The organism is Winogradskyella jejuensis (assembly GCF_900129745.1).
In the GTDB taxonomy this organism is placed as follows: domain Bacteria; phylum Bacteroidota; class Bacteroidia; order Flavobacteriales; family Flavobacteriaceae; genus Winogradskyella; species Winogradskyella jejuensis.
Genome location: NZ_FQWS01000001.1, coordinates 50,084 through 75,338, shown reverse-complemented (window position 1 = coordinate 75,338; position 25,255 = coordinate 50,084). Strand labels below are relative to the sequence as shown.

At 33.8% G+C, this 25,255-nt stretch carries 26 protein-coding genes; 12 read left to right on the top strand and 14 right to left on the bottom strand.

Annotated features, from left to right (window positions below; all coding sequences use genetic code 11):
- The first annotated feature begins 2 nt into the window (after positions 1–2).
- The gene (locus BUB95_RS00375) at positions 3–644 is read left to right on the top strand and encodes an NUDIX hydrolase (protein ID WP_073081508.1); all 642 of its coding nucleotides are present in this window, start codon (positions 3–5) and stop codon (positions 642–644) included.
- Positions 645–693: 49 nt separating this feature from the next.
- Positions 694–1,494, top strand: a complete 801-nt coding sequence (locus BUB95_RS00370; RefSeq protein ID WP_073081505.1) for a lysophospholipid acyltransferase family protein — start codon at positions 694–696, stop codon at positions 1,492–1,494.
- Here BUB95_RS00370 and BUB95_RS00365 read toward each other — a convergent pair.
- From BUB95_RS00365 to BUB95_RS00355, 3 genes are read right to left on the bottom strand one after another with little or no spacing between them, the layout of a single operon-like run.
- The gene (locus BUB95_RS00365) at positions 1,481–2,497 is read right to left on the bottom strand and encodes a hypothetical protein (protein ID WP_073081503.1); all 1,017 of its coding nucleotides are present in this window, start codon (positions 2,495–2,497) and stop codon (positions 1,481–1,483) included. The genes BUB95_RS00370 and BUB95_RS00365 overlap by 14 nt on opposite strands.
- Positions 2,498–2,508: 11 nt before the next feature.
- Positions 2,509–3,150: a hypothetical protein gene (locus BUB95_RS00360; RefSeq protein ID WP_073081500.1), complete on the bottom strand. Its 642-nt coding sequence runs from the start codon at positions 3,148–3,150 to the stop codon at positions 2,509–2,511.
- Positions 3,151–3,154: 4 nt separating this feature from the next.
- The gene (locus BUB95_RS00355; protein WP_073081482.1) at positions 3,155–3,649 is read right to left on the bottom strand and encodes an RNA polymerase sigma factor; all 495 of its coding nucleotides are present in this window, start codon (positions 3,647–3,649) and stop codon (positions 3,155–3,157) included.
- 220 nt (positions 3,650–3,869) lie between these two features.
- Between BUB95_RS00355 and BUB95_RS00350 the strand changes: the two genes are divergently transcribed.
- A complete protein-coding gene (locus BUB95_RS00350) occupies positions 3,870–6,020 on the top strand; it encodes a TonB-dependent receptor (RefSeq protein ID WP_073081479.1) in 2,151 nt (716 codons plus the stop codon).
- Positions 6,021–6,109: 89 nt separating this feature from the next.
- The gene (locus tag BUB95_RS00345; protein WP_073081476.1) at positions 6,110–6,835 is read left to right on the top strand and encodes an energy transducer TonB; all 726 of its coding nucleotides are present in this window, start codon (positions 6,110–6,112) and stop codon (positions 6,833–6,835) included.
- A gap of 152 nt (positions 6,836–6,987) precedes the next feature.
- Here BUB95_RS00345 and BUB95_RS00340 read toward each other — a convergent pair whose 3' ends face one another.
- Entirely contained in the window at positions 6,988–7,545 is a 558-nt protein-coding gene (locus BUB95_RS00340) for a thioredoxin family protein (protein ID WP_073081474.1), read from the bottom strand.
- 20 nt (positions 7,546–7,565) lie between these two features.
- Between BUB95_RS00340 and BUB95_RS00335 the strand changes: the two genes are divergently transcribed.
- On the top strand, positions 7,566–7,901 hold the full coding sequence (locus tag BUB95_RS00335; protein WP_073081471.1) for a tRNA-binding protein: 336 nt from the start codon (positions 7,566–7,568) through the stop codon (positions 7,899–7,901).
- A 47-nt stretch (positions 7,902–7,948) separates the two neighbouring features.
- Here the strand turns inward: BUB95_RS00335 and BUB95_RS00330 are convergent, their stop codons facing one another.
- The 3 genes from BUB95_RS00330 to BUB95_RS00320 all read right to left on the bottom strand — a co-directional run bounded on the left by BUB95_RS00330 (position 7,949) and on the right by BUB95_RS00320 (position 12,756).
- The gene (locus BUB95_RS00330) at positions 7,949–10,453 is read right to left on the bottom strand and encodes a M14 family zinc carboxypeptidase (RefSeq protein ID WP_073084978.1); all 2,505 of its coding nucleotides are present in this window, start codon (positions 10,451–10,453) and stop codon (positions 7,949–7,951) included.
- Between the two features lie 92 nt (positions 10,454–10,545).
- Complete coding sequence (locus BUB95_RS00325; RefSeq protein ID WP_073084976.1) at positions 10,546–10,935, bottom strand: PUR family DNA/RNA-binding protein; 390 nt, start codon at positions 10,933–10,935, stop codon at positions 10,546–10,548.
- 66 nt (positions 10,936–11,001) lie between these two features.
- The gene (locus BUB95_RS00320) at positions 11,002–12,756 is read right to left on the bottom strand and encodes an ABC transporter ATP-binding protein (RefSeq protein ID WP_073081468.1); all 1,755 of its coding nucleotides are present in this window, start codon (positions 12,754–12,756) and stop codon (positions 11,002–11,004) included.
- A gap of 131 nt (positions 12,757–12,887) precedes the next feature.
- Between BUB95_RS00320 and BUB95_RS00315 the strand changes: the two genes are divergently transcribed.
- From BUB95_RS00315 to yajC, 4 genes are all read left to right on the top strand, one after another.
- Entirely contained in the window at positions 12,888–13,991 is a 1,104-nt protein-coding gene (locus tag BUB95_RS00315; RefSeq protein ID WP_073081466.1) for a Glu/Leu/Phe/Val family dehydrogenase, read from the top strand.
- 124 nt (positions 13,992–14,115) lie between these two features.
- Positions 14,116–15,027, top strand: coding sequence for a transcription antitermination factor NusB (nusB, locus tag BUB95_RS00310; RefSeq protein ID WP_073081462.1), 912 nt, complete (start codon positions 14,116–14,118; stop codon positions 15,025–15,027).
- Positions 15,028–15,151: 124 nt separating this feature from the next.
- Positions 15,152–15,709, top strand: a complete 558-nt coding sequence (locus tag BUB95_RS00305; RefSeq protein ID WP_073081459.1) for a DUF1573 domain-containing protein — start codon at positions 15,152–15,154, stop codon at positions 15,707–15,709.
- A gap of 9 nt (positions 15,710–15,718) precedes the next feature.
- Positions 15,719–16,012, top strand: coding sequence for a preprotein translocase subunit YajC (yajC, locus tag BUB95_RS00300; protein ID WP_073081456.1), 294 nt, complete (start codon positions 15,719–15,721; stop codon positions 16,010–16,012).
- 55 nt (positions 16,013–16,067) lie between these two features.
- Here yajC and BUB95_RS00295 read toward each other — a convergent pair whose 3' ends face one another.
- The 6 genes from BUB95_RS00295 to pepT all read right to left on the bottom strand — a co-directional run bounded on the left by BUB95_RS00295 (position 16,068) and on the right by pepT (position 20,764).
- Complete coding sequence (locus BUB95_RS00295) at positions 16,068–16,781, bottom strand: class I SAM-dependent methyltransferase (protein ID WP_073081453.1); 714 nt, start codon at positions 16,779–16,781, stop codon at positions 16,068–16,070.
- Between the two features lie 63 nt (positions 16,782–16,844).
- Entirely contained in the window at positions 16,845–17,444 is a 600-nt protein-coding gene (locus BUB95_RS00290) for a YdeI/OmpD-associated family protein (RefSeq protein ID WP_073081449.1), read from the bottom strand.
- Between the two features lie 164 nt (positions 17,445–17,608).
- Positions 17,609–18,136, bottom strand: coding sequence for a DinB family protein (locus BUB95_RS00285; RefSeq protein ID WP_073081446.1), 528 nt, complete (start codon positions 18,134–18,136; stop codon positions 17,609–17,611).
- A complete protein-coding gene (locus BUB95_RS00280) occupies positions 18,133–18,627 on the bottom strand; it encodes a GNAT family N-acetyltransferase (RefSeq protein ID WP_073081443.1) in 495 nt (164 codons plus the stop codon). Before BUB95_RS00280 ends, BUB95_RS00285 begins: the two co-directional genes overlap by 4 nt.
- Complete coding sequence (locus BUB95_RS00275) at positions 18,624–19,385, bottom strand: MBL fold metallo-hydrolase (RefSeq protein WP_073081440.1); 762 nt, start codon at positions 19,383–19,385, stop codon at positions 18,624–18,626. Before BUB95_RS00275 ends, BUB95_RS00280 begins: the two co-directional genes overlap by 4 nt.
- A gap of 134 nt (positions 19,386–19,519) precedes the next feature.
- Positions 19,520–20,764: a peptidase T gene (pepT, locus tag BUB95_RS00270; protein WP_073081437.1), complete on the bottom strand. Its 1,245-nt coding sequence runs from the start codon at positions 20,762–20,764 to the stop codon at positions 19,520–19,522.
- Positions 20,765–20,876: 112 nt separating this feature from the next.
- On the opposite strand from pepT, the gene BUB95_RS00265 reads away from it, so the two are divergent.
- The gene (locus BUB95_RS00265; RefSeq protein ID WP_073081434.1) at positions 20,877–21,911 is read left to right on the top strand and encodes a quinone-dependent dihydroorotate dehydrogenase; all 1,035 of its coding nucleotides are present in this window, start codon (positions 20,877–20,879) and stop codon (positions 21,909–21,911) included.
- A 38-nt stretch (positions 21,912–21,949) separates the two neighbouring features.
- Here BUB95_RS00265 and BUB95_RS00260 read toward each other — a convergent pair whose 3' ends face one another.
- Positions 21,950–23,698 carry a T9SS type A sorting domain-containing protein gene (locus tag BUB95_RS00260; protein WP_073081431.1) on the bottom strand — a complete coding sequence of 583 codons (1,749 nt, stop codon included), beginning with the start codon at positions 23,696–23,698 and terminating at the stop codon, positions 21,950–21,952.
- A gap of 158 nt (positions 23,699–23,856) precedes the next feature.
- On the opposite strand from BUB95_RS00260, the gene BUB95_RS00255 reads away from it, so the two are divergent.
- Positions 23,857–24,474 carry a LysE family translocator gene (locus tag BUB95_RS00255; RefSeq protein WP_073081428.1) on the top strand — a complete coding sequence of 206 codons (618 nt, stop codon included), beginning with the start codon at positions 23,857–23,859 and terminating at the stop codon, positions 24,472–24,474.
- A gap of 4 nt (positions 24,475–24,478) precedes the next feature.
- On the top strand, positions 24,479–25,231 hold the full coding sequence (locus tag BUB95_RS00250; protein ID WP_073081425.1) for a hypothetical protein: 753 nt from the start codon (positions 24,479–24,481) through the stop codon (positions 25,229–25,231).
- The last annotated feature ends 24 nt before the right edge of the window (positions 25,232–25,255 follow it).

Here is a 25,255-nt window from a genome sequence, read left to right as displayed (position 1 = left end):
AGATGAACTTTAATACGTTTTTAGAATCAGTTGTAAATATAAAACATCTTCCACTTTTAGGAGAAGAGGCGCATCGAAAGCTTTCACCACCTTACCGATTGGAGTTAGCAGAAAAATATAAAGAGAAACGCAAAACAGCCTCTAAAGCTGGTGTTATGGCCTTGTTTTATCCAAATGCAAAAGATTATACAAACTTAGTATTGATTCTAAGAAAGTCTTATAAAGGTGTGCATTCTGCTCAAGTAGGATTTCCTGGTGGTAAGGTTGAAGAAATTGACAAGAATCTTATGGAAACTGCTTTACGTGAGACCGAAGAGGAAATTGGTGTACCTACACAACAGATTGAAGTTCTTAAAACATTATCTCCATTATACATTCCGCCAAGTAACTTTATGGTTCATCCATTTTTTGGTATATCTAAAAATACGTTGTCTTTTACAAAGCAGGACGAAGAAGTTGAGGCACTTATTGAAGTACAAATCAATGATTTGTTAAATGATGTAAATGTTATAAATACAAAAGTACCAACAAGTTACAATGTTGAGGTTGAGGTACCTGCATTTCAATTAAATAATCATATAGTTTGGGGAGCAACAGCTATGATGTTGAGTGAAATTAAAGTATTATTAAAACAGGTGCTCTAAGCAGCTTATTTTATTACTTTTGCTATCCGATTAACGAGAGATTGATACTATGGGTTTATTTAAAACCAATCCTTTTGGACATGTACTTTGGGTAAAAAAATGGTTAATCAGAATTTTAGGTTTGTTAACGCATCGCCGTTTTAGGGGCTTTAACGAACTTCAGATAGAAGGTTCTGAAATCATTAAAAACTTACCAGATACTAACGTGCTTTTTATATCTAATCATCAGACCTATTTTGCTGATGTTATTGCTATGTTTCATGTCTTTAATGCAAGCCTTAGCGGACGTTTAGATAACATAAAGAATGTGGGTTATTTATGGAATCCAAAGCTCAACATGTATTATGTTGCAGCAAAAGAAACTATGAAGTCTGGTCTAATCCCAAAGATTTTTGCTTACACAGGTTCTATTAGTATAGAGCGTACATGGCGCTCTCAAGGTAAAGATGTTAATCGTCAGGTAAAAATGAGCGATATTAGTGCTATTAAAAAGGCTCTTGACGATGGTTGGGTTGTAACTTTCCCGCAAGGCACAACAACACCTTTTAAGCCTATTAGAAAAGGTACAGCTCATATTATAAAACAATACAAACCTATTGTTGTACCTATAGTTATTGATGGTTTTAGACGCTCTTTTGATAAGAAAGGGTTGCGAATTAAAAAGAAAAATATTTACCAATCTTTTGAAGTCAAAAAGCCTCTAGAAATTGATTACGACAATGAATCTATAGCAGAAATTGTTGAAAAAATAGAGTACGCTATAGAGCAACATCCTTCGTTTTTAAAAGTAATTCCTCAAGAAGAACTCGAAGAAAAAGAACGACTAAATAAAGAGCTTAGAGATTGGTAAGCATTTGTTGTACTTTTTCAATTTCAGACTTAAAACACTCCTTTTGGTCAATACTTATAGCTAAACTTTTGTAGTTTTTTGTCATTCCATATAAACTAGTCATAGTTTGTTCTTCATTAAAATGCAAAATTAGATTGTGACTTTCTAAATTACCTAGTAGTGATAATTTTTTTGTTTCAGATTTTTCTTCCAAATCCTTCGACGTAATTTCTACTTTGTCTATGTTTTTAATATCTACAATGCTTTCTTTCATTATACCATAGCGCAGATAAAGTTTATCGTTTTCTATGGATATAGGTCGCTTTAATATGGATTTTACAAAACCAAGTGCTTGTATTAGTGAGTAGATACTTAGTATAGTTAAAATCCAAGCTATTGTAGGTTTAGATTCTAATAAAATAGCATGTAAGCCAATGGTTTCTGCTGCAATAATTAGAATAAAAGCAATAAATAAGCCTACACTACCACTGGTTTTATGATAAGTAAACTCGTTCGGTTTTAATGCTCTTTTCTTCCAGTAAATAAAGCCATAATAAATAACGGCTATCTCGGTTGCTAGAAAAATAGAAATAGGTTTTGAAAACGTTTCTGAACTAGTTTTTTTCAATAAGTCGAAAAAATCTGTCTTAGTAGTTTTTATAGAATGAAAGTACTTAATTGTTTTTACGACTTTAAATAAGACAAAAGAAATTATTCCCAATTCTATTATGGGTAACACCCATGTCTTGAATAATCTTAATACGGTTTGATGTTCTGTGGGAATAATGTAAGAAGCCAAAACAACACCAATAATGGTAACAGGTACTACGGTAAATTTTGGGATATCTGTTTTCCTGATAAGGATTAAATAAACAAACGGTATAGTAAGTAAAACGTCAGCTGTAATTAGGTTTGAAAACTGACTTGGATGCGCTGAAAATATATTTGAGCTTCCTAGGACATATAGAGATATAAAAGAAAGTAAAACAAAACTTGGGCTTGAAATTTTTCTTAGCAATGTCATACTCGATTATATTAGATTTCTAGCTTCTTTAACTCTCTATAATTTTGGTTGAGTTGCTTTAGTAATAAACCATAAATCAACCAATAGAATAAGAGTAAAAAACCTATAGTTATAACTAGTAATAGTAACGTTACAAGTATAATACCAGCATAGAACTTAAACATTTCTCCATTTGCTGCTGCCGCATCTACCATTGATTTAGAAGCTTCATCGTTCTGGAGGGAAAAGTAAACACCATAAAAAGTAGCAATAACCAAAAAGACTAAATTAAAAATAACGTAAGCCTTAACCGTTTTTCTAGTTTTTAAAATATTCTTCATTAAGCGTCGTGCACTATCGGTAGTAGATATATTTCTGTAATTCATATAGAATTTATACAGAAAGTATAATAGAACTGCATAGCTAATTACAGCTAGTATAACAAATATCGTACTCGACTCTAGTTTTTTAATTTCTTCACCATATCCAAATGCTTTTAAACCTAGTGATATTACAAACCAAAAGGCAAACTCAATAAGTCCTATGTAAAATATCCATTTTACAATACTCGACGATTTTGAATGAGACATTTTATAAATCTCATCATAAGATAGCTCTGGATACTCTACCGCATCGCGCTGCCAATCTTTTTTTAATAATTCTAATTCATCCATAGTCTTACGGATTTAATATTGCTTTTAATTTCTTCTTTACACGATTCATTTTTACTCGTGCATTAACCTCAGTTATACCCAGGGTTTCACTAATTTCTCTGTAATCTTTATCTTCAAGATACAAAAAGACCAGCGCTTTTTCTATGTCGTTTAACTGGTGTACAGCCTTGTACAACAGCTTTAATTGTTCTTCTTCTGTGCTATCGTATTCTTCTGCTTTGATTTTAAATTGGTAGGCATCAAAATCATCAGTTTGTATACGACGTTTAGTCTTTCTGTATAATGTAATGGCGGTATTAAGCCCTACACGATACATCCAAGTACTAAACTTACTATCGCCTCTAAACTTTGGATAGGCGCGCCATAACTGAATCGTTATTTCCTGAAATAGGTCGTTGTGCGCATCCTGATTATTGGTATAAAGCCTACAAACTTTATGCACAATATTCTGGTGTTTTTGAAGCTGCTCTACAAAGCTATGTTCAAGTTCTTTGTTCAATAGTTTTTGGTGGTTGATTTAGTTACTCTGTAAGTATTCAAAGATATAGTTATGTTACACTTTTAGACTGAAAATTTAAAATAAATTCTATTTCAATTGAGAATTCAAAAATGCAATTCGTCATAAGATTATTACAGTTCGGTAATTATTAATTCTTTAATCTTTAAAAAGGAGGGAAGTTTGTCTTATCAATTAAATCACGAACAGTAAATTAACCATTATGAGAATCATCAATCTTATTTTAATTCTGTGTTTTAGTCTTATCAGCCAAGCACAAACAAGCATATCAGGAAAAGTTATCGACTCCAAAGGAAACAGTATTGTTGGAGCAAATGTATATCTCGATGGTACATATGATGGCGCGACAACAGATGAAGAAGGGAAGTTTTTATTCTCTACGGTAGAAACTGGTACACAAATTTTAGTAGTTTCATTTTTATCTTATGAAACAAAGTCACTAACCTTAGATGTGTCTTTATTAAACAAATTAGAGATTAAACTTCGTGAAGATGTTAATGCTTTAGATACCGTAGTGTTATCTGCCGGAACTTTTGAAGCCAATGACAATAGTAAAGTTTCAGTTTTAAAGCCTCTAGACGTAGTGACAACAGCAAGTGCTCTTGGCGATTTTGTAGGGGCATTACAAACTTTACCAGGAACGTCTAATAATGCTGAAGATGGACGCTTATTTGTGCGTGGTGGAAATGCAGACGAAACTCAGATTTTTATAGATGGTATTCGTGTGTTTACGCCTTACACGCCAACGACAAATAACTTGCCTACGCGAGGCCGTTATTCACCTTTCTTATTCGATGGTATTACTTTTTCTACTGGAGGATATTCAGCAGAATATGGACAAGCGCTATCAAGTGTTTTATTACTAAACACAATAGACGAGCCAGACCAAGAAAAGACAGATATTGGTATTATGTCTGTTGGAGCGTCTTTAGGAAACACTCAGAAATGGGAAAAATCATCACTTAGCGTAAATGCTAACTATATAAATCTAGCACCGTATTTAGCAGTTTATCAAGATAGAAATGATTGGGAAAAACCTTTTGAAGCTGCACAAGGCGAAGCTGTATTCAGACGTAAGTTTGAAAACGGAACACTTAAATTCTATGCTGCTTTTGACACAACTAATTTTGAACTAACTCAAGAAGATATTAATGAAGCTGATGGTCTACAGTTTAAGCTCAATAACAAAAACTTCTACACAAATACCTCTTATAAAGGTATACTAGATAATAATTGGAGTGTTGTAACAGGTTTGAGTTATACGCATGCGAATAATAAAATAGGAGTGGAAATAAACGACATTAATAATATCGAAAACTCTTTTCATGCCAAGCTAAAGTTGAAGAAACGTTTTAACAGCAGGTTTAAGCTCAACTTTGGAGTTGAACAGTTCTTAACAGATTTTAATGAGGATTTTTCAAATACATCTATTTCTGATTCTTATGGTTTTAAAAATAATATCACTGCAGGATTTGCCGAAGCTGATTTGGTATTTTCTAAAGATTTGGCCTTAAAGGTTGGCGTACGTGGGGATTATAGTTCAATTTTTGAAAGCCTAAATGTGGCACCTCGTGCTGCATTAGCATACAAAGTCTCAGAAAACTCACAAGTATCTTTAGCATATGGTAATTTCTATCAGAATCCGAGTGCAGCCTCATTAAAGTTTACTCAAGATTTAGAGTCTCAAATGACATCGCATTACATTTTTAATTACCAATATGTCAATAAAGGGCGAATCTTTAGAGCAGAATTATACAGAAAAGATTATGATAACTTAGTAAAGTTTGACACAGAGTTTGAAAGCTTTGATAGTAACTTCAATTCTAACGGTGATGGTTACGCTCAGGGATTAGATATATTTTGGAGAGACAATACAAGCATCAAAAATCTAGATTATTGGGTGAGTTATTCACTTTTAGATACACAACGCAACGACCGTAATTTCCCAACAGCTGCACAACCTAACTTTGCCAGTAAACATAACTTTTCAATAGTTGGTAAATATTGGGTTGAGAGCTTAAAAAGCCAAATAGGACTCGATTATGTTCATGCATCGGGTCGTCCGTATACAGACCCAAATACTAATCAGTTTTTAGGAGAGCGCACAAAGAGTTTTAATAATATTAGCATTAATTGGGCCTATCTTATAAGTCAACAAAAGATTCTATATTTTTCTGTTAATAATGTTTTTGGCTTTAATAACATCAATGGATATCAGTATGCCAATACACAAAATGCCAATGGTAATTTTAGTAGAAGGGCTTTAACACCAGCTGCCGACCAATTTTTCTTTGTCGGTTTCTTCTGGACAATTAGCGAAAAAGGGACAGATAATCAATTGGATAATTTATAGGTAATAAGAGCTCGTTTTCTTCCGCATGACATTTGTCATACTTTTTCTGAATTATACTCAGTAGCTTTAAAGTATAAAATTTAGAAATCATGGAAGTAAAAAAGAATCCCAGAGCCGATGTAGGAAGAAATAGCAGCTTGTTTTTTGCTGTTGGTCTTAACATTATGTTACTGTTAACTTATTTTGGGTTTGAGTACAAAACCTATGACAAGACATTAACAGAGTCAGATATTTTAATGCTTAGCGAGCAGTTGGAAGAAGATATACCTATTACAAATATAGAAATCACACCACCGCCGCCACCTCCTAAAAATATTGTTTCCGAGGCAATACAAGTTGTAGAAGATGTAGCTGAGATTGAAGAGACGGTATTAGAAAGTACAGAGATAGGACAAGATGATATTATTGAGCCTGTAATAGCGGTTGAGGACGTTGAAGTTGAGGAGGTTGAGGAAGATATAGAAGTACCTTTTGCGGTTATTGAGCGTGTACCAACTTTTCCTGGTTGTAAAGGGAATAATGATCAATTAAGAGCTTGTTTCCAGAGAAAAATTACTGAGCATTTACAGGAGAATTTTAAGTATCCTCAAGTTGCTGAAGACTTAGGAATAACAGGTAAAGTTTACGTATTTTTCTTAATAGATAAAAATGGACATATTGCAAAAATAAAAAGTAGAGGTCCAGATAAATTATTAGAGACTGAAGCAGAACGTATTATAGGCTTATTACCAAAAATGATACCTGGTAAGCAAAGAGATAGAAATGTAGGTGTTCCTTATAGCATTCCTATTAACTTTCAGCTAAGAGGTAATTAGATAAGAAATAAATTAAAGGTTGGTTACTACAAAAGTCTTGGTAATCTTAAACTAAAAGGTTGTATTTTACTTCCATAAACAGGTTACGACCTGACTCCCAAAAGGAGAGCGTTTAAGACTATCAAGACTTTTTTAATGGATTAAGAAAGTAACTAACTTTTCCATTTAATATTACAGCCCATACTTGGTTTCTGATTTGGGTTTATAGATTCTCCATTTATAAGAGCATCTATAGCTGAGCGTAAATCTTTCCCCGTTACTGGAACATTATTTCCTGGTCTAGAATCATCTAATTGACCAGTATAGACAAGTTTCAAATCTTTATTAAATAAAAAGAAATCTGGTGTGCAAGCTGCATCATAAGCTTTTGCAACATCTTGAGTTTGGTCGTATAAGTAGGGAAAAATATAACCGTTTTTATTGGCGTGTTGTTTCATTTGCTGCGGACCATCTTGAGGATAATTTTCTACGTCATTACTAGAAATAGCAATTAAGTTTATACCTTTAGATTTATAGTCTTTTGCAAGGCTCACAAGTGCCTTATTTACATGGATAACAAAAGGACAATGATTACAAATAAACATGACTAAGGTGCCTTTAGTACCTTTAAGTTCGTTTAATGATTTTAGATTATCGTCTACAGTATCAATTAATTTAAAGTCGGGAGCTTTTGTACCCAACGGTAACATATTTGAGGGCGTTAGTGCCATAATTTTTGTAGTTTTAGTTTATGGATAAGATAATAACATTCGAGGATTTTACAAAGATAGATTTACGTGTAGGTACAATTATTGACGTGAATGATTTTCCTGAAGCTAGAAACCCTGCATATAAGTTAACTATAGATTTTGGAGAGCTAGGTATCAAAAAATCATCAGCACAAATCACAACACTTTATACTAAAGAAGATTTATTAGATAGACAAATAGTTGCAGTGGTCAACTTCCCTAAAAAGCAAATTGCTAAGTTTATGAGTGAATGCTTAGTTATGGGAGCAGTTAAGGAAAATGATGTTTTTTTATTGTCGCCTGAAACGCAGGTGAAGAATGGCTCTACAGTAAATTAGTTTTAAGTGTGAAGTAAAAAGAACTCGAACTTTACACTTTTTACTAATCATAAATCTTCTCTAAAGAAAATCGCATTCATCAATAATCGGTTTGTGCCATACCAAAAGGCTCTAAAGTTGGTGTTATCTGTAAAAGCCACAATATTTCCACGACCATAATTTCCTAATTTCAATGGAACAGTTTTAGAAATACTATCTAAATTCTGCTTAGAAATATAACCGCTTAACAATGGGTTTTCGGTATACTGAATAGGATTGTTATAACTGTTCTTATCAGGTTTTACAAACAACGTTGTGTTTCTAAACATTGGCAATTTATCATTCTTATACCCAAAATTTATTGGATGCGAACGGTCAAGTTTAGCTTCAAAAATGGCACCACCAATCACTTGAGCGCCTCTAAAATCGCTCGCTTGTTCTCTCGAAATATTCTTAGCAACAACTTTTGGTTTTTTGAATTCGATTTTTAAAAGTTTTTTACTGTTGAGATAGTTGAGCGCACGTCTGTAACCTATGAGTGTCCCTCCGCTGGTAATCCAAGATTGAAGTTTTTTAGTGTTCCCTTCATTTAAACCAGAACCATTAACCATAATTATGGTATTGTATCTACTTATATCTGCTCTAGAGAAATTTTTAGTATCTAGTTTTGTTACAGGAATATCATAGCGCGTATCTAGCAAATGCCATATTTCACCAGCATCGTACGAGGTCATTCCATCACCAACTAGTAAGGCTATTTTGGGTAACTCTAATGGTCTAAAATTGTTACTTCCAAGGTCAATACCGTCATTAAGTCCAGTTGAGACGGCATCAACGGACAAATGACTTTCCTTTGCTAAGTCATTCAATATGGTATAAATTTCTGAAGCTGATTTATCTTGATTTTGTGCAGGTATCATAATGGTTCCGTAATCATACGACTTTCCGTTAGCTTTAAATTGTTTTTGACTCACACGAGCGCGAATGCCTTTGTCTAATAAGGCATACAAGAATTTTGGAGTATAATATTCGTGCCATTCTACCAAATAACCATAATCACTTTTAGAGGAAACACCACCAGTTTTAAACTGTAAATTTGAAACAACTTTACCAGCCTTTGCAGTAGTAGTTTCTGTATAATCTAAATTGAATGCTAACGGAAATGACCAAGCCGAAATGTCATAAAACAAACTGTCTTGAAAGGTGGTTCGTTTTTCAAACATCGCATTAATCAACCGTGTGTTGTTTTGATTTTTAGGAACAATATAACTGTAACCTTTTTTAAAGCGCTTGCCATCGGCTTCAAAATCATTATCAACTTCGTGGAATTTAATGTTATGACGATTCAAAATTTCAGCCATGTGATACGTTCGTGCAGCATCTTTTTCGTCACCAAAAACAATGGCTTTATTTCCTTCTTTTTTAGCCTCACTTCGGGAATTTTTAAAGAAATTAGATTGATAGCTCAAAATATCTTTTCTCATAGCATTTGCTGCTTCAAGAGTAGATAATGCAGCCGTAAACTGATTGCGAATAGTAAACGGGAATGTCAGTAAACCATTATCACTTTCTTGGATATGTCCTCTAGAACTCGCTTGTTCAAACAAAATACCAATTCCGCCATTAATATCTGGAAATGTTGAGCCTTTGCCGTAGTAAAAATCATCAAAGCTTTCTTCAGAATAATATAAAGAACCAATTTTATCGAAAGCTTTTGCATGATATGCTGCAATTTGCTTAGTTAAATCCTGATTCATTTGTGGTGTTAATGGATGTGTACGCGACGGAATCCCTGGTTGAAAGAAAAAGCTAGAATTTGTTCCCATTTCATGATGGTCAGTCAAGATATTTGGCATCCAATCGTGAAATGTTTTAATACGCGCTCTCGACTCTGGTAATTGTACAGGTAGCCAATCTCTATTCATGTCAAACCAGTAGTGATTTGTACGACCACCTGGCCAAACCTCACTATATTCTCTGTCATTAGGGTCTGGATTAAGATTCTGGCTACGATTTGTATTTGCCCAATAAGCAAAACGTTGCAAACCATCAGGATTAAAAGATGGGTCAAACAATATTACTGTATTCTTTAATAAGTCATCAATTTTTTGTCCTTGAGCTGCTGCTAAATAATACGCTGCCGCTAATGAAGCATTAGAGCCACTTGGCTCGTTTCCATGTATGGAAAAACCTTGATAAACAACAATAGGTCTGTCTGTGAATGCATTATCTGATTGCGTAGCATCAACGTGCGCCTTTTGAATATTTTTAATATTACTTAGGTTTTTTGGAGAAGAAATTGTCAACAGTAGAAGTGGTCGGTCTTCAAATGTTTTTCCTCTATCTTCTATTGAAATACGGTCAGATGCTTCTGCTAAAGCATACATATACTGTACAAGCTTATCATGTGTAATGTGCCACTCGCCAACTTCGTGTCCGATAACACTTTTTGGAGTTGGTATATTTGGATTGTAAGTGACATCTTGAGGTAAATAATACGATAGGTCAACTTGATTCTGAGAAAATGAAACTGTTGTTAAAACAGTTAAAACGAGTAATAAAATACGACGCATAAAATGTGAGTTGGTTAGTTTTCTTAAAAGTATAAAAATAAAAAAACCGCTACTGCTGTAACGGTTTTTAATATTATTTAACAAGATGTGTTCTAAATGTCATCAAAACTGATATCCGTAAAGTTTTCAGTTGCTGTGTCTTCAGGAGTTTTAGCTTCCTGTGAAACAAAGTCGTTGTCTTCTCTTTTAAAATCTTTTTGGTGACGTTCACTGATAACCTCAGTTCCTTTTTCGTTAATGATATAATCTGTCATTTCACCTAAAATTTCTCTAAACTCCATAAAATCTTCTTTGTATAAGTAAATTTTATGCTTTTTGTAATGGAAAGATCCATCATCGTTAGTAAACTTCTTACTTTCTGTTACAGTTAAATAGTAGTCTCCTGCTTTAGTAGCTCGTACATCAAAGAAATAAGTTCTGCGTCCTGCACGTAATACTTTAGAGTATATCTCTTCTTTGTCCATCATTTCGTAATCGCTCATAATTTGGATTTGAGTTTTTAATTCCATCCAAAAATCTAAAAAAAAAGTAAAGTAACCAACAAATAGTTACATTTCTTTTTCAGAGCGTTGTTTAAGATAGAGATCTCTGTAGTAACCCTCTGTTTTCTTGAGGGTTTGGTGAGTTCCGGACTGAATTATTCTCCCTTCGTCTAAGACAATTATCTTATCTGCATTCTTAGCTGAAGAAATACGATGGCTAACAATAATCGTTGTTTTGTTATGAGAGATACGTTCGAGGTTTTTCAGTATTTTTTCTTCGGTCTCCGTATCAACAGCGGATAAGCAATCGTCGAGTAATAAAATATCTGGAGATTTAATTATGGCTCTGGCAATAGAGACGCGTTGCTTTTGTCCTCCCGAAAGTGTAATACCGCGTTCACCAAGAATGGTATTATAACCATTTTTAAATCCAATAATGTTTTTGTGTACCCTAGCATTTTTTGCAGCTTCGATGACTTCTTCTTCAGTAGCATCCTCTTTCCCAAACATGATGTTGTTTTTAATGGAATCTGAGAATAAGAAGGCATCTTGTGGTACGTAACCAATACTTTCTCTTAAGTTGAATAAGTTGATATTGGTGATAAGCTTATCATCCACTTTAATTTCACCTTCTTGTGTATCGTAAAGTCGACCAATTAAATCTAGTATTGTTGATTTGCCTGCACCTGTCATACCAAGAATGGCTAGCTTTTCACCAGCTTCAAGCTGAAAGCTAACATTCTTAAGTGCTGTGATATTAGTGTCTGGATAGGTAAAGCTTACATTATTGAATTCTATTCTACCTTCAATAGCGGTAGCTTCATCAACTGTATTTTTTATTTCTGGCTCTTGCTCTAAAAATTCATTAATACGTTTCTGCGAGGCTTCAGCTTGCTGTACTATAGATGTTACCCAGCCTACTGTTGCAACCGGCCACGTTAGCATATTCACATAAATAATAAATTCAGCAATTGTTCCAATACTTTCAATCTCGCCATCGATGTATTGCTTTCCGCCAATAAAAATAACCAGTAGGTTACTTACGCCAATCAACAAAATCATTAGCGGGAAGAAAAACGCTTGTACTTTGGCTAAGTCTATTTGCTTCTGTCTATTTTCTGAAGAAAGTATCTCAAATTCATTATTAACACTTGGCTCAATGGTGTAGGATTTAATTACCGAAATACCACTAAACTGTTCCTGCGTGTATGAAGATAGTCCTGATAAAGACTCTTGAACTATTTTACTTCTGTGGTTAATAAGTCGACTCAGCTTATATATAATGAAAGAAAGTATAGGCAAAGGCAACATGGTATACATGGTCAGTTTTGGTGCTGTACTAATCATTTGTGTTAATGCGACTGTAAAAAGCGTGACCGTATTTATAGTATACATAATTGCTGGCCCAGCGTACATACGTACTTTACCAACATCTTCGCTAATACGGTTCATTAAATCTCCAGTACGGTTAGATTTATAGAAACTAAGTGAAAGTACTTGGTAATGCTTATAAACTTCGTTTTTCAAATCAAACTCAATATATCTTGAGACATTGATTATGGTCTGTCGCATTAAAAAAGTAAATAAGCCAGCAATAATAGCTGCTCCAATGAGATAAATGATATTTGTTATTAATTGACTTTCAAAATCTTCTTGCGATATGGTACCACTAAATTTCTCTGAAATAACATTGATAGAAGCACCGATGAGACGTGGCGTAAAGAGTGCAAAAATCTTTGCTATTATAGTTATGATAATACCTACAATAAGTCTGTATCGATATTTGTAGAAGTATTTGTTAAGATGTTTTAAGGCTTTCATTGAAAGTAAAAGAGTACAAAGCTATTGTTATAATCCTATTTTTCAGTTAATATTTTGCTAATGCTTTAATAAAAATTTATTTTTGCACGCTGTTTTTAAATATTCTGTAACAGCACTAAATAAAATTAAGCATGACAACAGACGTTATAGACGCAAAAGATTTGGTAAAAGCTGACCCAGTTTTTGGTCAATTATCATTTGATAATCACGAGCAAATCGTTTTTTGCAATGACAAAGATACTGGTTTAAAAGCAATAATAGGAATACATAACACAGTTTTGGGACCTGCGCTTGGAGGTACAAGAATGTGGCAATATAATAGTGAATGGGAGGCATTAAATGACGTGTTACGTTTGTCTAGGGGAATGACCTTCAAATCTGCTATTACAGGATTGAATCTTGGTGGTGGTAAAGCCGTTATTATAGGCGATGCTAAAACACAAAAAACACCTGAGTTAATGAGACGTTTTGGTGAGTTTGTTCATTCTTTAAGCGGACGATATATTACTGCAGAAGATGTTGGGATGGCTACTGAAGATATGGATACAGTAAGAGAAGTAACGCCTTTTGTTACTGGAATTTCTGAAAGCAAAGGAGGTGCAGGAAATCCTTCTCCAATTACAGCTTATGGTGTTTTTATGGGCATGAAAGCTGCTGCGCAGTTTAGATATGGTTCTGATATTTTAGAAGATAAGAATGTATTTGTTCAAGGTATTGGTAATGTTGGCGAAGCTTTAGTAGAGCATTTGGTCAACGAAGGTGCAAACGTAACTATTGCAGACATTAGCCAAGAACGTTTGGAAGAAGTAAAAAATAAATACGGTGCTACGATTTATGGTGGTCATGATATTTATTCAGAGAATATGGATATTTACGCGCCTTGTGCTTTAGGAGCGACAATTAACGACGATACCATCCATAAAATACAAGCAGATATTATTGCAGGTGCAGCCAACAATCAGTTAGCCGATGAGGTGAAGCATGGAAAATTACTTCAAGATAAAGGTATTGTTTATGCGCCAGATTTTTTAATTAATGCTGGTGGAATTATCAATGTTTTTGCCGAACTAGAAAACTACGACCGTGCTGAAATAATGCGTAAAACAGAGAACATCTACAATACAACTTTAGAAATTTTAGACCGAGCGAAAGCTAACAAGTTAACAACGCACAATGCGGCTCTTAATATTGCTAAAGAACGCATAGAAACAAGACGAAGAGAAAACGCTAAATAATTTTTTAGAATAGTTAGAAATACTATTTTTGCAGGGTGAAACTAAATATTAGTTTCACCTTTTTAATGGTTTAAAAATAAGTTCTTTACATATGCTCAATCGACGACACATTCGTATTAAAGTTATGCAATCTTTATTCGCTTTTAAAGGTACTGAGAGTGATGATTTTAAAAAAGACGAAAAGTTTCTTTACAACAGTATAGACAAGATGTCTGACCTCTATTATGCCATCATGGCTTTAATGATTGAGTTACAAAAGAAAGCCAATTCCAAGTTAGAATTATCTCAAAAAAAAATGCTTGCAACTCAGGAGGATATTAATCCTAACCGAAAGTTTGCAGACAATGCTGTACTCGAGTTTATCAGCAATAACACAATGCTAAAAGAAGTTATTGAGAAGCGAAAACTTAATTTTTGGGATTTAGATTTTGAGTATGTAGATGTCATTTACAAATCCATCTTTGAAAGCGATTTATATAAAGAATATATGGCTAAAGGACCTTCAGACTTAAAAGAAGACAAAGATTTTATGATTGATGTCTATGCTGAAATTATAGCACCTAACGATAAGCTTTTCGATTATTTTGAAGACAAACAAATTACTTGGGTTGACGATTTGCCAGTTGTAAATACCGCGATTATAAAAAAGTTCACCAAATTAAAACTCACCAAACCAGAAACACATTTAATTGCTGAGTTGTATAAAGACGAAGACGACAAAACTTTCGCTAAAGACTTGTTATACAAAACATTATTAAACAGTACCAAGTTCACTGAAGAAATTGCAGCAAAGACAACCAATTGGGACGCAGAGCGACTTGCGAGTTTAGATGGTGTATTGTTGCAAATGGCTATCTGCGAGTTTCAGAAATTTCCATCAATTCCTGTAAAAGTGACTATAAACGAGTATCTAGAAATCGCTAAAGAATATTCCACACCAAAGAGTAGTGTGTTTATCAATGGGATATTAGATAAAATTGTAAAGGAGTATAAGGAGAACAATATTCATAATAAAGTGGGTAGAGGATTGATGTAAAACTAGCGTTTTACTTATGTTTTCTTATGTGTTAAGTGTGTATTAAAAGTTTTTATTCCTTGAAAATATTATTACATTTGGCGCTAGATAAATAATATTCATAAATAATTTTAAAAATACAGCGATGAAAAAAGTAATTTTAGGACTAAGTGCATTATGTCTGATAGCCTTTACATCATGTAAAGAAGATGCAGCAAGTAAAGTGAATTCTGAGAATGTAGCTCTAGCTGCTGAACGTGATGCTAATGCAGGAAATTTACCTGTAATTAAGTTTGACAAAGAAACTCACGATTTTGGTACTATCGAAAACGGTACACCAGTTGAAACTACATTTAAGTACACAAACATTGGTAACTCTATGTTAGTTGTGAGTAATGTAAAGAGTACATGTGGTTGTACAGTACCATCTAACTACACTAAGCAAGTAGCACCAGGAGAGACAGGCGAGTTTACAGTGAAGTTTAATGGTAAAGGTAATGGTAACAAAGTAACTAAAGCAGTTACAATGACTACCAATACAGCTAAAGGTAATGAGCAAGTTAAGATTACGGCTTTTGTAGAAAAAGACCCAAATGCTAAGACTCCAGCTCAGGCAACTGCTACAGGTACATCAAGTATCTTACAAGCTCAGCCAAAAAAATCTAGTACAAGACCAGGTCACGAAGGTCATAACCACGATTAATTAGAATTAATGGGAGAAGGTATAAGTTCATTTTTACCATTTATAGCCATGTTTGCTGTAGTGTATTTCTTTATGATTGCACCACAGATGAGACGCGCAAAGAAAGAGAAAGCTTTTGCTTCTGCTCTAAAACGTGGAGATAGAGTAATCACTAAAAGTGGTATGCATGGAAAAGTTGCAGAGTTAAACGATAAAGATAATAGCTGTGTTATAGAAACATTAGCTGGAAAAATTAAATTTGACCGTTCTGCAATTTCTATGGAAATGAGTAGTAAACTTAATGCTCCCGTAGTTAAGAAATAACTACGGTTAGCAATTAAAAATAAAAATGCCACTTGAAAAAGTGGCTTTTGTCGTATTAAGACTTTATAAAAATCATACAATGCTGCCAGGGTAGATTAGATATATTTTTTAAAAGTTTAAAACCTGCGGCTTCAAACTCTTTAATAGCTTGCTTTTCGCTCATTTTATGAAGGCGTTTCATCGGTACGTTATCGTCCTCAGCTCTATATTCGATAAGATATATTTCTCCGTTTGGTTTTAACGCCTTTTTCATTGACGCTAACATCTCTATAGGAAAGCTAAACTCATGATATACATCGACCATTAATATTTTGTCAATAGAATCTTCTGGAAGGTTTGTGCTCTTTTCAGTACCTTGAATAAGTACGATATTATCTAACTCTTGTGTTTTATTTTCTTGTTGTATGGCATTAAGCATCTCTTTTTGAATATCCACTGCATATACTTTCCCATTTTTAGCAAGTGGTGCCATTTTAAATACATGATAACCAGAGCCCGCTCCAATATCAGCTATTACGTCGTTTGGTTGTATATCTAAGTTTCTAATGAGTTTACTTGTGTTTTCTTCATACTCACGTTCAGGGCGCTCTAACCAACCAATGCCTTGATAGCCCATGACATAAGCAATTTCTCTACCCATATACCATTTGCCAATACCACTATAATCGCCTTTTTTATAGGTGTAGGTTTCTGCCGAAATTTTATCTTGACTGTATAATGAAACTGTAGATAAAATACTTAGTAGTAGAATATAGCCTTTGTAAAACATAACTTTACTTTTTCAGTAAAATTATGGAATAGTAAGGTTGATGTCTATGGGCTTAACGAAGAATTAGCAATTTTTGTATTTGTCATTTAGCCCAACACCGTTAAGTATCATCGGTGTAATTTTTTCTAATCGAGATACTTTTGTAGCCTCTCTTTTGGCAGAACTAATATACTCGCAATACTCACGTTGCTTACCTGGAGTTAAAGCGCTAAAGGCCAATTGTAAATCTTGGTCATTATTTAAACAGGCTTTTAGCTCTTTAGGAATATCTACTGTTTTACCTTTACGCACTACTTTTATCTCTTTTCCAGCACGTTGATTTTCAATAGCTTCTTTTACGTAGGCTAAAACGAGGTTTTTGTTTATATCATCTATCGTTTCAAAGCGCATTTGGCGTAGGGCTTTGGTTTTACCTTCTTGTGCGTTGACTAACAAATTATGCTCATCTTTTAAGAACACACCATTAAAAAACCAAATGCAAAAGTGGTTTTTAAAAGCACCTAAACCCAAAATATTTTTGCCATTTAAATCATAAACAGGTGCAGACCATTTTACAGCTTCGTTAAGCTCAGTACTTAAAACGATACTCCGTAATAACTCCAACTCTTTTTGAAAGTGGCTGTTAGTTTCTATATATTCTTCAACGGAGTAGACTTTTTTCATTTAGTTATGTTTAAAAAATAAGTGTCGCTATCGGTTTTGTATAAGATTAGTTGCGTGGTTAAGCTCGTAATTTATCAAATAAAAACCGAATAGAAAATCCACGGGTATTTTCAGAAGTAGGCAAGAACAAGCAATTACTTATAGCCATTGTTACCTGCTGGCTTTTATTTAGCTTTATTCTTCAAAATACCTAAATAATTTATCCATGGTCCAACTTCAAGAGTATACTGTTTTGCCATTACTCTAGTGATTTGTGAAATATGCCCCAAATCATGAACAGCCCAAGTTGAAATCAGTTGTTTTAAAGTTACGTTACCAAATTCAGGATGCACACCAGTGAGAGACAATTTTTCTTCGGTTATTATAAATGATTTTAGAATCTTCAAATTATTATATCTTAAAATTTTAAATTCATCAATTAACTCGTTGATGTGTTTATTCTCATTTAAGTGGGCGAACCTCTCAAAAGGCTCAAAATCTTTGTTTTCTGATGTGCTAAGGATTATTTTAATTCGAATAATCCAGTCTGTTTTTTCGCCAAATATTAAATGCCCTAAAACTTCATATGGGCTCCAAGTATTTTTGCCCTCATTATTAAAAAGCCAGTCTTCAGAAAGTCCTTTAAGTAATGATTCTAAAACTTTAGGTGTTCTTTCTAGGATTTCTACTGATTTATTTATTTCGAAATTCATTGATTTAATCTATTTTGTTGTAATTCATAAATATAACAAGCACTATTTTCAAAAATTCTCTCTTCAACAAATGTAAAGCCAAGCCTTTCGTAAAATCTATGGGCTTTAGTGTTGGACTTTAGAGGGTCAATTAATATGCCATCTACTGACTCGTTTTTAAAACACTTTTCAATTGCGAGTTTCATCATTGTAGTGCCATACCCTTTGTTTAAATTATTTTCCTCTCCAATCCATATATCAATGGCTCTTTTGTTTTTTTCCACTTTGCCCCAGTATTTAGTTTCTTCTAAATATGGGTCAATGATTTGTATAAAACCTATTGGTTCTCCATTTAACTCAGCTACTAATTGTTCTCTCCATTTTGGATTCCTGTTCAATTCTACTTCCCAATTCCATTCGTCATCTGGATCACAATCTTTAATGTGTTGCTTGGTATCCCAATATTTTACTAGATAAAGGTCATTAATAGTTGCATCTCTTAGAGTTATCATTTATCAGAAAGATTTAATTCGATTGGATCGTGATACCCAAAATAGGAAATTGCATCACCATGCTTTTTTATAATTTTTCTTACTTTTTCTAATGATTCTAATCTTAAAATGTTATTCTCGGCTCTTATTGTTGCTAATTGGTCAACAGGATGATTTTTATCTTCCAGTTCAGCTCTTAAATAGTAAGCGTCTCCAGCGTAAAAAGTCCATTTATTATTACTTTTAATAGCAATTCCACAATGGCCTAGAGTATGTCCAAAGAGTGGGATAAAGAATACTTCTGTCTGTATGCTTAGCACAACCTTTCTTGCCGGAAGTCCAAACCATTCGGAATCATTTATTTTATAAAGTTCTAAATCCGGTTTATGAGATAATTGTTGCTGTAAATACCTTTCGTTTCCGCTTTTAAAACTTTCGTACTCTTCTTTTGAAACATGAACCTTAGCTTTAGGGAAATCTACCAACCCTCCAATATGGTCAGGGTCAAGATGTGAGCAGATAATATCCGAAACATTTTTGGGGCTTAACCCTAATTTTTCTATTTGCTTAATAGCAGTTAACTTTTCATCAAAAACAAATCCAGTGGCCTCAATTAATTCTTTTCCTAATCTTTCTTCTGGCTGTTTTGACTCTAATAGTCCTATTCCAGCATCAATTAACACTAATTTGTCATCTTCCACAATTACTAGGCAATGACCAACTGCAGAGCCCATTGGTGATTCTATTTTTACGCAATTTAGATGGTGAATTTTTGTCATATTTGTTTTTTCAGCTTGCAAGTAAGACTTTGATAAATTCAGTTTTAATTGAAGTTTCTTGTCGTTACTGAAACAAGTTCAGCACATGTAACGAAGTTAGTTTTTTAAAATAAGGAAGTCAAGCGGTAATTGCTTTAGGATTGGTATTTTATGGCCGTTATCTCCGCAATTTTACAAATCACTTCGGTAGCTTTAATCATACTTTCAACGGGCACATATTCATAACGTCCGTGAAAGTTATGTCCACCAGCAAAAATATTAGGGCAGGGTAAACCCATATAACTTAATTGTGAGCCATCTGTTCCGCCGCGAATAGGTTTTATAAGCGGCTTAATATCTAACGCTTTCATCGCTTCTTCGGCAATATCTACAATATGCATTACAGGTTCTACCTTTTCTTTCATGTTGTAGTATTGGTCTTTAATTTCTATTTCAAAAACAGGTTTGCCATACTTTTCATTGAGGTCATCCGCTATTTTTTGCATCAGCGCTTTACGCGCTTCAAATTTAATGCGGTCGTGGTCACGAATAATATATTCTAGCGTTGTGGATTCTACTTCGCCATTAACTGAATATAAATGGAAAAAACCTTCGTAACCTTCGGTATGTTCTGGTGTTTCTTGCCTTGGTAAAGCATTGATAAACTCACTAGCATAATACATGCTGTTTACCATTTTTCCTTTAGCGTAGCCTGGATGCACAATTTTTCCATTGACTTTGATTACTGCGCCAGCGGCATTAAAATTCTCGTATTCTAGTTCTCCAATTTGGCTACCATCCATGGTGTATGCCCAATCGGCACCGAATTTTTCAACATCAAATTTATGTGCACCACGGCCAATTTCTTCATCTGGTGTAAAGCCAACTTTAATTGTTCCGTGTTTTATTTGTGGATTGATAATCAGGTATTTCATGGCTTCCATTATCTCGGTGATACCAGCCTTATCATCTGCGCCAAGAAGCGTTGTGCCATCTGTAGTGATTAGGGTTTGTCCTTTGTATAGTAGTAAGTCTTCAAAATAATCTGGCGATAAAATAATATTTTCTTCAGCATTTAACACCAAATCTTGCCCTTGGTAATTCTCTACAATTTGAGGCTTTACATTGGCTCCTGTATAATCTGGTGTCGTATCGAAATGTGAAATAAATCCAATTACTGGGACTTCGTGGTCTACGTTACTAGGCAAGGTCGCCATAATATAGGCGTTGTCATCAATAGAGACATCACTCATACCCATATCTTTTAATTCATCTACTAGTTTGTTGGCCAAATCCCATTGTTTGGCAGTGCTTGGTGTGGTTTCAGATTTTGGGTCGGATTCTGTATCTATGGTAACGTAGCTAATAAAGCGTTCTATGAGTTGTTGTTTGTCTATCATTATTGTATGGTTTCTTCAAAAATAGAGAACGAAAAAGGATAGTGCAAGTGCAAGTTTGGTTTCTTTTTATTTGTTTGAAATTGACGTATTTTTGCCCAGCAACACACAAAGCATGTACAAAACACTTATAAGGCCAATTTTGTTTCGTTTCGACCCTGAAAGGATTCATTATTTCACATTTTCATTAATTAGAAACTTATCTAAAATTCCGGGTGTTAAAGCACTCTTTAGAAGTTTGTATTTGGTTGAAGACAAACGTCTAGAGCGAGAGCTTTTTGGATTGAAATTTAAGAATCCAGTAGGTTTAGCTGCTGGTTTTGATAAAAATGCGGTATTATATAATGAGTTAGCAAATTTTGGTTTTGGTTTTATTGAAATAGGAACGATAACACCTAAAGGTCAAGAAGGTAATCCAAAGCAACGCCTATTCAGATTAAAAGAAGACCAAGGCATCATAAACCGAATGGGCTTTAATAACGAAGGTCTTGAAGCAGCAATCGTACAATTAAAGAAGAATAAGGGCCAGCTAGCTATCGGAGGAAACATTGGTAAAAATACCCAAACCAAACCCGAAGATTATACCAAAGACTATTTAGAATGTTTTAATGCGCTACATCCTTATGTTGATTATTTTGTGTTGAATGTGAGTTGCCCAAATGTAGGAAGCCATGCCAAGCTGAATGATAAAGATTATCTACTGGAGTTAATTGAAGCAGTTCAAAAAGCGAATAAAACTTTTGAAAAACAGAAACCAATCTTACTAAAAATCGCTCCAGACCTTAACGATGGACAATTAGATGAGATTATAGAATTAGTGCAAGAAACCAATTTAGATGGTGTTATAGCAAGTAACACTTCAACAGATAGAGAAGGATTAAAAACTTCAGAAAAGCGCCTTGAAGAAATTGGTAATGGAGGTTTAAGTGGTCAGCCGATTAAAACTAAATCAACTAGAGTTATTAAATATTTAGCAGAAAAAAGCGGAAAAGCGTTCCCGATTATTGGTGTTGGAGGTATACACTCTGCGGAGGATGCCTTAGAAAAACTTGACGCCGGTGCAGATTTAATTCAAATCTATACAGGCTTTATCTATGAAGGACCAAGTCTTATAAAGAATATTAATAAAGAGATAATGAAAAAGGCGTAGTTAATACGCCTTTTTTATTTTTATGTATTTAATAAGATTTAATTTCTTATGAATGACAAAATTTGATTAGCATTGCCTTTAGTCAGTTTAATGAAATATAAACCTTCTTTAAGTTCACTTATGTCTACACTAAATTCTGAAGTAGCACCTACTTTTGAAGTTCTTAAAACTTGCCCCAAGGTATTAATTATACTATAAGAGTCTGGTAAATATTCAGATTGAATGTTTAAAATTCCAGAAGAAGGATTAGGGAAAAGTTTGATTGTTGAAATTGTAAACACATCTATGTTGAGTGAGTTGTTATTATTTCTAAAATTGTCAGTAGTACCAAAACCATAAGACCCACCACTTGCAATTAGTGAGTTGTCATCTGCTCTTAGCTCATAAGATCCATTACCTTCAGCACAACATATGCCATCTCCATATGCATCAGCAATTACAAAAGAGTAACAAGAACTCGGGTCAATGTTAAACGTTTCAACCTTTGTTGTGAAATCATCTGTACCTTGAATATAAGGTCCACCGGAGTATAGAACGGCTCCGCTTTCGCCTAAAAATTGCCATGTAGTTTCATCTGGCCAGTCATCAAGTGTGAGGGTCAATTCAATAGTAGCTGTATTAATTTCTGGCGCACCTACATCAATGTAGTTAGATTTCATCTTACTTATACTATTGACTCCATTCGAAATGGTAAGCGCTACATCGTAGTCTCCAGCTACATTATAAGTATGTGTTACGTTCTGGGTATTATAATCCTCGATATTATCTCCATCGACATCCCACGACCAAGACGTCGCACTTGTACTAGTATTTGTGAAATTTACAGTAAGATTTGCATTGCAACTTTGGGTTTGGTCGGCAGTAAAGTCTGCATTAAAGCTTGGACAGGATAAATTATTTCTCGATGTTTGATAGATAGCGTTAATTCTAGCTAATTGTTGAGTAGAAAATTGTGTACGACACTCTTTTCTAGAATAAGACATTAAATTTTCTGGGTCTGGTGCATAAAAATCATTATTTGCATCTTGAGTACTACCAGTATAAATACAGCTACTGTTCACGTTACCATAACCAAGTTGGGGGTCTGCAGGTGTATCACAAATAAAATCTCCAGTTGAGTCACAGTTAGACCCGTCAACTAATTCATTGGTTGAACCTGGCGTATTAATATTCCCATGTGTGTGAGATAAAGCAAAAAAATGACCAACCTCATGAGAGAGTGTACTACCATTAGTAGCGCATCCATTAGCCATTAATATATTTTCTGTAATAGCTGGACCTGGAAAACGCGCATAGCCACAAAGGCTACCGCCATTACTGGAACTAGTAACTGAATTAGCAAAATAAATATTCATGATATTGGCCTGACTGTGGTTATCAAATAATTGAGTTTCATCATCAGTTTCGTAACTGTAAAAGTTATCATTGTCAATAAAGTTGACACCATCGCATAGGAAAAACTCTAGTCCTGCGTCAACATAAATGGCATTCATGTCTGTGATAGCATCATTGAGTTCGGTAACTGTAAGTCCTCCAGTTCCATCAGTTCTTCTTATGATGTGGGCTTTGATAGGTACTGCTGTAATTACAGTTGAGTTAGATGATAAGCGCTGCTGTATAAATTCTTGCTCTAACGGTTTAATTTTTTGTCTTATAGAATTAAAATACTGTTGTGCTTCGGGTGTGTATTGAAATCCACATTCATTACTTTGTCCGTAGATTGTTAAGTTTAATAAGCAAACAACTGCTGTAAGCAAAATTTGCTTAGGGAAAATGTTTAATGACATTAGTTGATAGTTTTTACAGTGCCGAAAATAGCTATTTAACTATTAAAAACAATAAAAATACGACAAAACAAATAAATATGTAAGTTTATTACTACAATATAAATTATTCATTACTTTTTGATTAAGTGTTTTCCCTTATTTTAGCCAAAATTTAAAGTTTGAATTACGACACCCTCTTATTATTTATATCTGCAACAGCTGCTCTAGCCATATCTCCAGGGCCAGATAATATTTATGTACTTGTTCAAAGTTTGACTAATAGTAGAAATCACGCTTTAGTAACAGTTGTTGGTTTAATGACAGGATGTATCATCCATACCACATTATTGGCTTTTGGTATTTCTGCTATCATTAAGGCCAATAAACATCTTTTTTTTGGTATTAAAATTCTTGGTGCTATTTACTTGCTATATTTAGCTTATAAAGTTTATAAATCGGGTAATACTATCTCTATTGATACAGATAATGCACCAAAGAAGAGCTTGAAGCAATTATTTATACAAGGTTTTTTTATGAATGTACTTAACCCTAAAGTGACGATTTTTTTCTTAGCGTTCTTTCCAGCTTTTTTGTTTAGTGATACTTTAAACACAGTTATTCAATTTTATGTTCTTGGCGGATTGTTTATTCTAGTATCATTTATAATATTTTCGGCAATAGCTTTGATGGCTGGGTTTATAAAAGAATATACGTTAAGTCATAAAAACTCTGGAGTTGTGTTTAAGTGGCTTCAGATTATAGTATTTATTGGTATTGCAATTTTTATTTTAGTTTAGGGATATGTTAAAACTTGAGTTTTTACCAAAATTCTCATTAACCATTGTTATTGCTTTTATAGCCTTTACAATTATTGGGACACAATTACATGAAATGGGACATGTTTTGGTTGCTAAATACTATGGATATCAAACAGAGTTATATCATGATAGTATGACATATTACGAAAAGGGAATCGGGCAAGATAAGAATTACTTAGAGCTAAAAAATCTTTATGAACAATATGATAATTTTGACTATGAATCATTTCCTGAGGATGTCAAGGAAAAAATAAAAATTCTAAACGAAAGATTAGATGAAAAATATCCAAATCAAGATAACAACGATGGTATATATATCAGTCTTGGCGGTCCTTTACAAACTATTCTGACTTCGCTTATTGGACTCTCAATTTTATTATATAGAAGAAAAAATGATTATGAATTTAAGCTATTAGATTGGCTATCAATATTCCTAGCTTTATTTATACTACGTGAAATATTTAACTTTTGTCAGGCGGTATTTGGTTTCCTGCTCCTGGGTCAAAAAGAGTTTTATGGTGATGAGTTTGCTATTTCTCAAGATTTAGGATTTAATCAATGGCTTATACCTAGTATAATGTTACTTATCGGCGTATTTATTTCGTTATGGGTCATTTTTAAAATCATCCCTTTAAAATACAGGTTCTCGTTTATTGTTTCTGGTTTTGTTGGAGGTCTCTTAGGATTTGCAATATGGTTTGGGTTCTTAGGAGAATTCGTTTTTTCATATCTGTAGAATAACGACTATGAAATCGACAGG

Bases quoted from the DNA above. Each gene is read 5' to 3' on its own strand.
- BUB95_RS00330 (WP_073084978.1), bottom strand. From the start codon at position 10,453: ATGCGTCGTATTTTATTACTCGTTTTAACTGTTTTAACAACAGTTTCA.
- BUB95_RS00290 (WP_073081449.1), bottom strand. From the start codon at position 17,444: ATGAAAAAAGTCTACTCCGTTGAAGAATATATAGAAACTAACAGCCAC.
- nusB (WP_073081462.1), top strand. From the start codon at position 14,116: ATGCAATCTTTATTCGCTTTTAAAGGTACTGAGAGTGATGATTTTAAA.
- BUB95_RS00280 (WP_073081443.1), bottom strand. From the start codon at position 18,627: ATGATAACTCTAAGAGATGCAACTATTAATGACCTTTATCTAGTAAAA.
- BUB95_RS00285 (WP_073081446.1), bottom strand. From the start codon at position 18,136: ATGAATTTCGAAATAAATAAATCAGTAGAAATCCTAGAAAGAACACCT.
- BUB95_RS00345 (WP_073081476.1), top strand. From the start codon at position 6,110: ATGGAAGTAAAAAAGAATCCCAGAGCCGATGTAGGAAGAAATAGCAGC.
- BUB95_RS00305 (WP_073081459.1), top strand. From the start codon at position 15,152: ATGAAAAAAGTAATTTTAGGACTAAGTGCATTATGTCTGATAGCCTTT.
- BUB95_RS00370 (WP_073081505.1), top strand. From the start codon at position 694: ATGGGTTTATTTAAAACCAATCCTTTTGGACATGTACTTTGGGTAAAA.
- BUB95_RS00320 (WP_073081468.1), bottom strand. From the start codon at position 12,756: ATGAAAGCCTTAAAACATCTTAACAAATACTTCTACAAATATCGATAC.
- BUB95_RS00350 (WP_073081479.1), top strand. From the start codon at position 3,870: ATGAGAATCATCAATCTTATTTTAATTCTGTGTTTTAGTCTTATCAGC.
- BUB95_RS00365 (WP_073081503.1), bottom strand. From the start codon at position 2,497: ATGACATTGCTAAGAAAAATTTCAAGCCCAAGTTTTGTTTTACTTTCT.
- pepT (WP_073081437.1), bottom strand. From the start codon at position 20,764: ATGATAGACAAACAACAACTCATAGAACGCTTTATTAGCTACGTTACC.
- BUB95_RS00325 (WP_073084976.1), bottom strand. From the start codon at position 10,935: ATGAGCGATTACGAAATGATGGACAAAGAAGAGATATACTCTAAAGTA.
- BUB95_RS00265 (WP_073081434.1), top strand. From the start codon at position 20,877: ATGTACAAAACACTTATAAGGCCAATTTTGTTTCGTTTCGACCCTGAA.
- BUB95_RS00360 (WP_073081500.1), bottom strand. From the start codon at position 3,150: ATGGATGAATTAGAATTATTAAAAAAAGATTGGCAGCGCGATGCGGTA.
- BUB95_RS00250 (WP_073081425.1), top strand. From the start codon at position 24,479: ATGTTAAAACTTGAGTTTTTACCAAAATTCTCATTAACCATTGTTATT.
- BUB95_RS00295 (WP_073081453.1), bottom strand. From the start codon at position 16,781: ATGTTTTACAAAGGCTATATTCTACTACTAAGTATTTTATCTACAGTT.
- yajC (WP_073081456.1), top strand. From the start codon at position 15,719: ATGGGAGAAGGTATAAGTTCATTTTTACCATTTATAGCCATGTTTGCT.
- BUB95_RS00340 (WP_073081474.1), bottom strand. From the start codon at position 7,545: ATGGCACTAACGCCCTCAAATATGTTACCGTTGGGTACAAAAGCTCCC.
- BUB95_RS00315 (WP_073081466.1), top strand. From the start codon at position 12,888: ATGACAACAGACGTTATAGACGCAAAAGATTTGGTAAAAGCTGACCCA.
- BUB95_RS00275 (WP_073081440.1), bottom strand. From the start codon at position 19,385: ATGACAAAAATTCACCATCTAAATTGCGTAAAAATAGAATCACCAATG.
- BUB95_RS00260 (WP_073081431.1), bottom strand. From the start codon at position 23,698: ATGTCATTAAACATTTTCCCTAAGCAAATTTTGCTTACAGCAGTTGTT.
- BUB95_RS00375 (WP_073081508.1), top strand. From the start codon at position 3: ATGAACTTTAATACGTTTTTAGAATCAGTTGTAAATATAAAACATCTT.
- BUB95_RS00335 (WP_073081471.1), top strand. From the start codon at position 7,566: ATGGATAAGATAATAACATTCGAGGATTTTACAAAGATAGATTTACGT.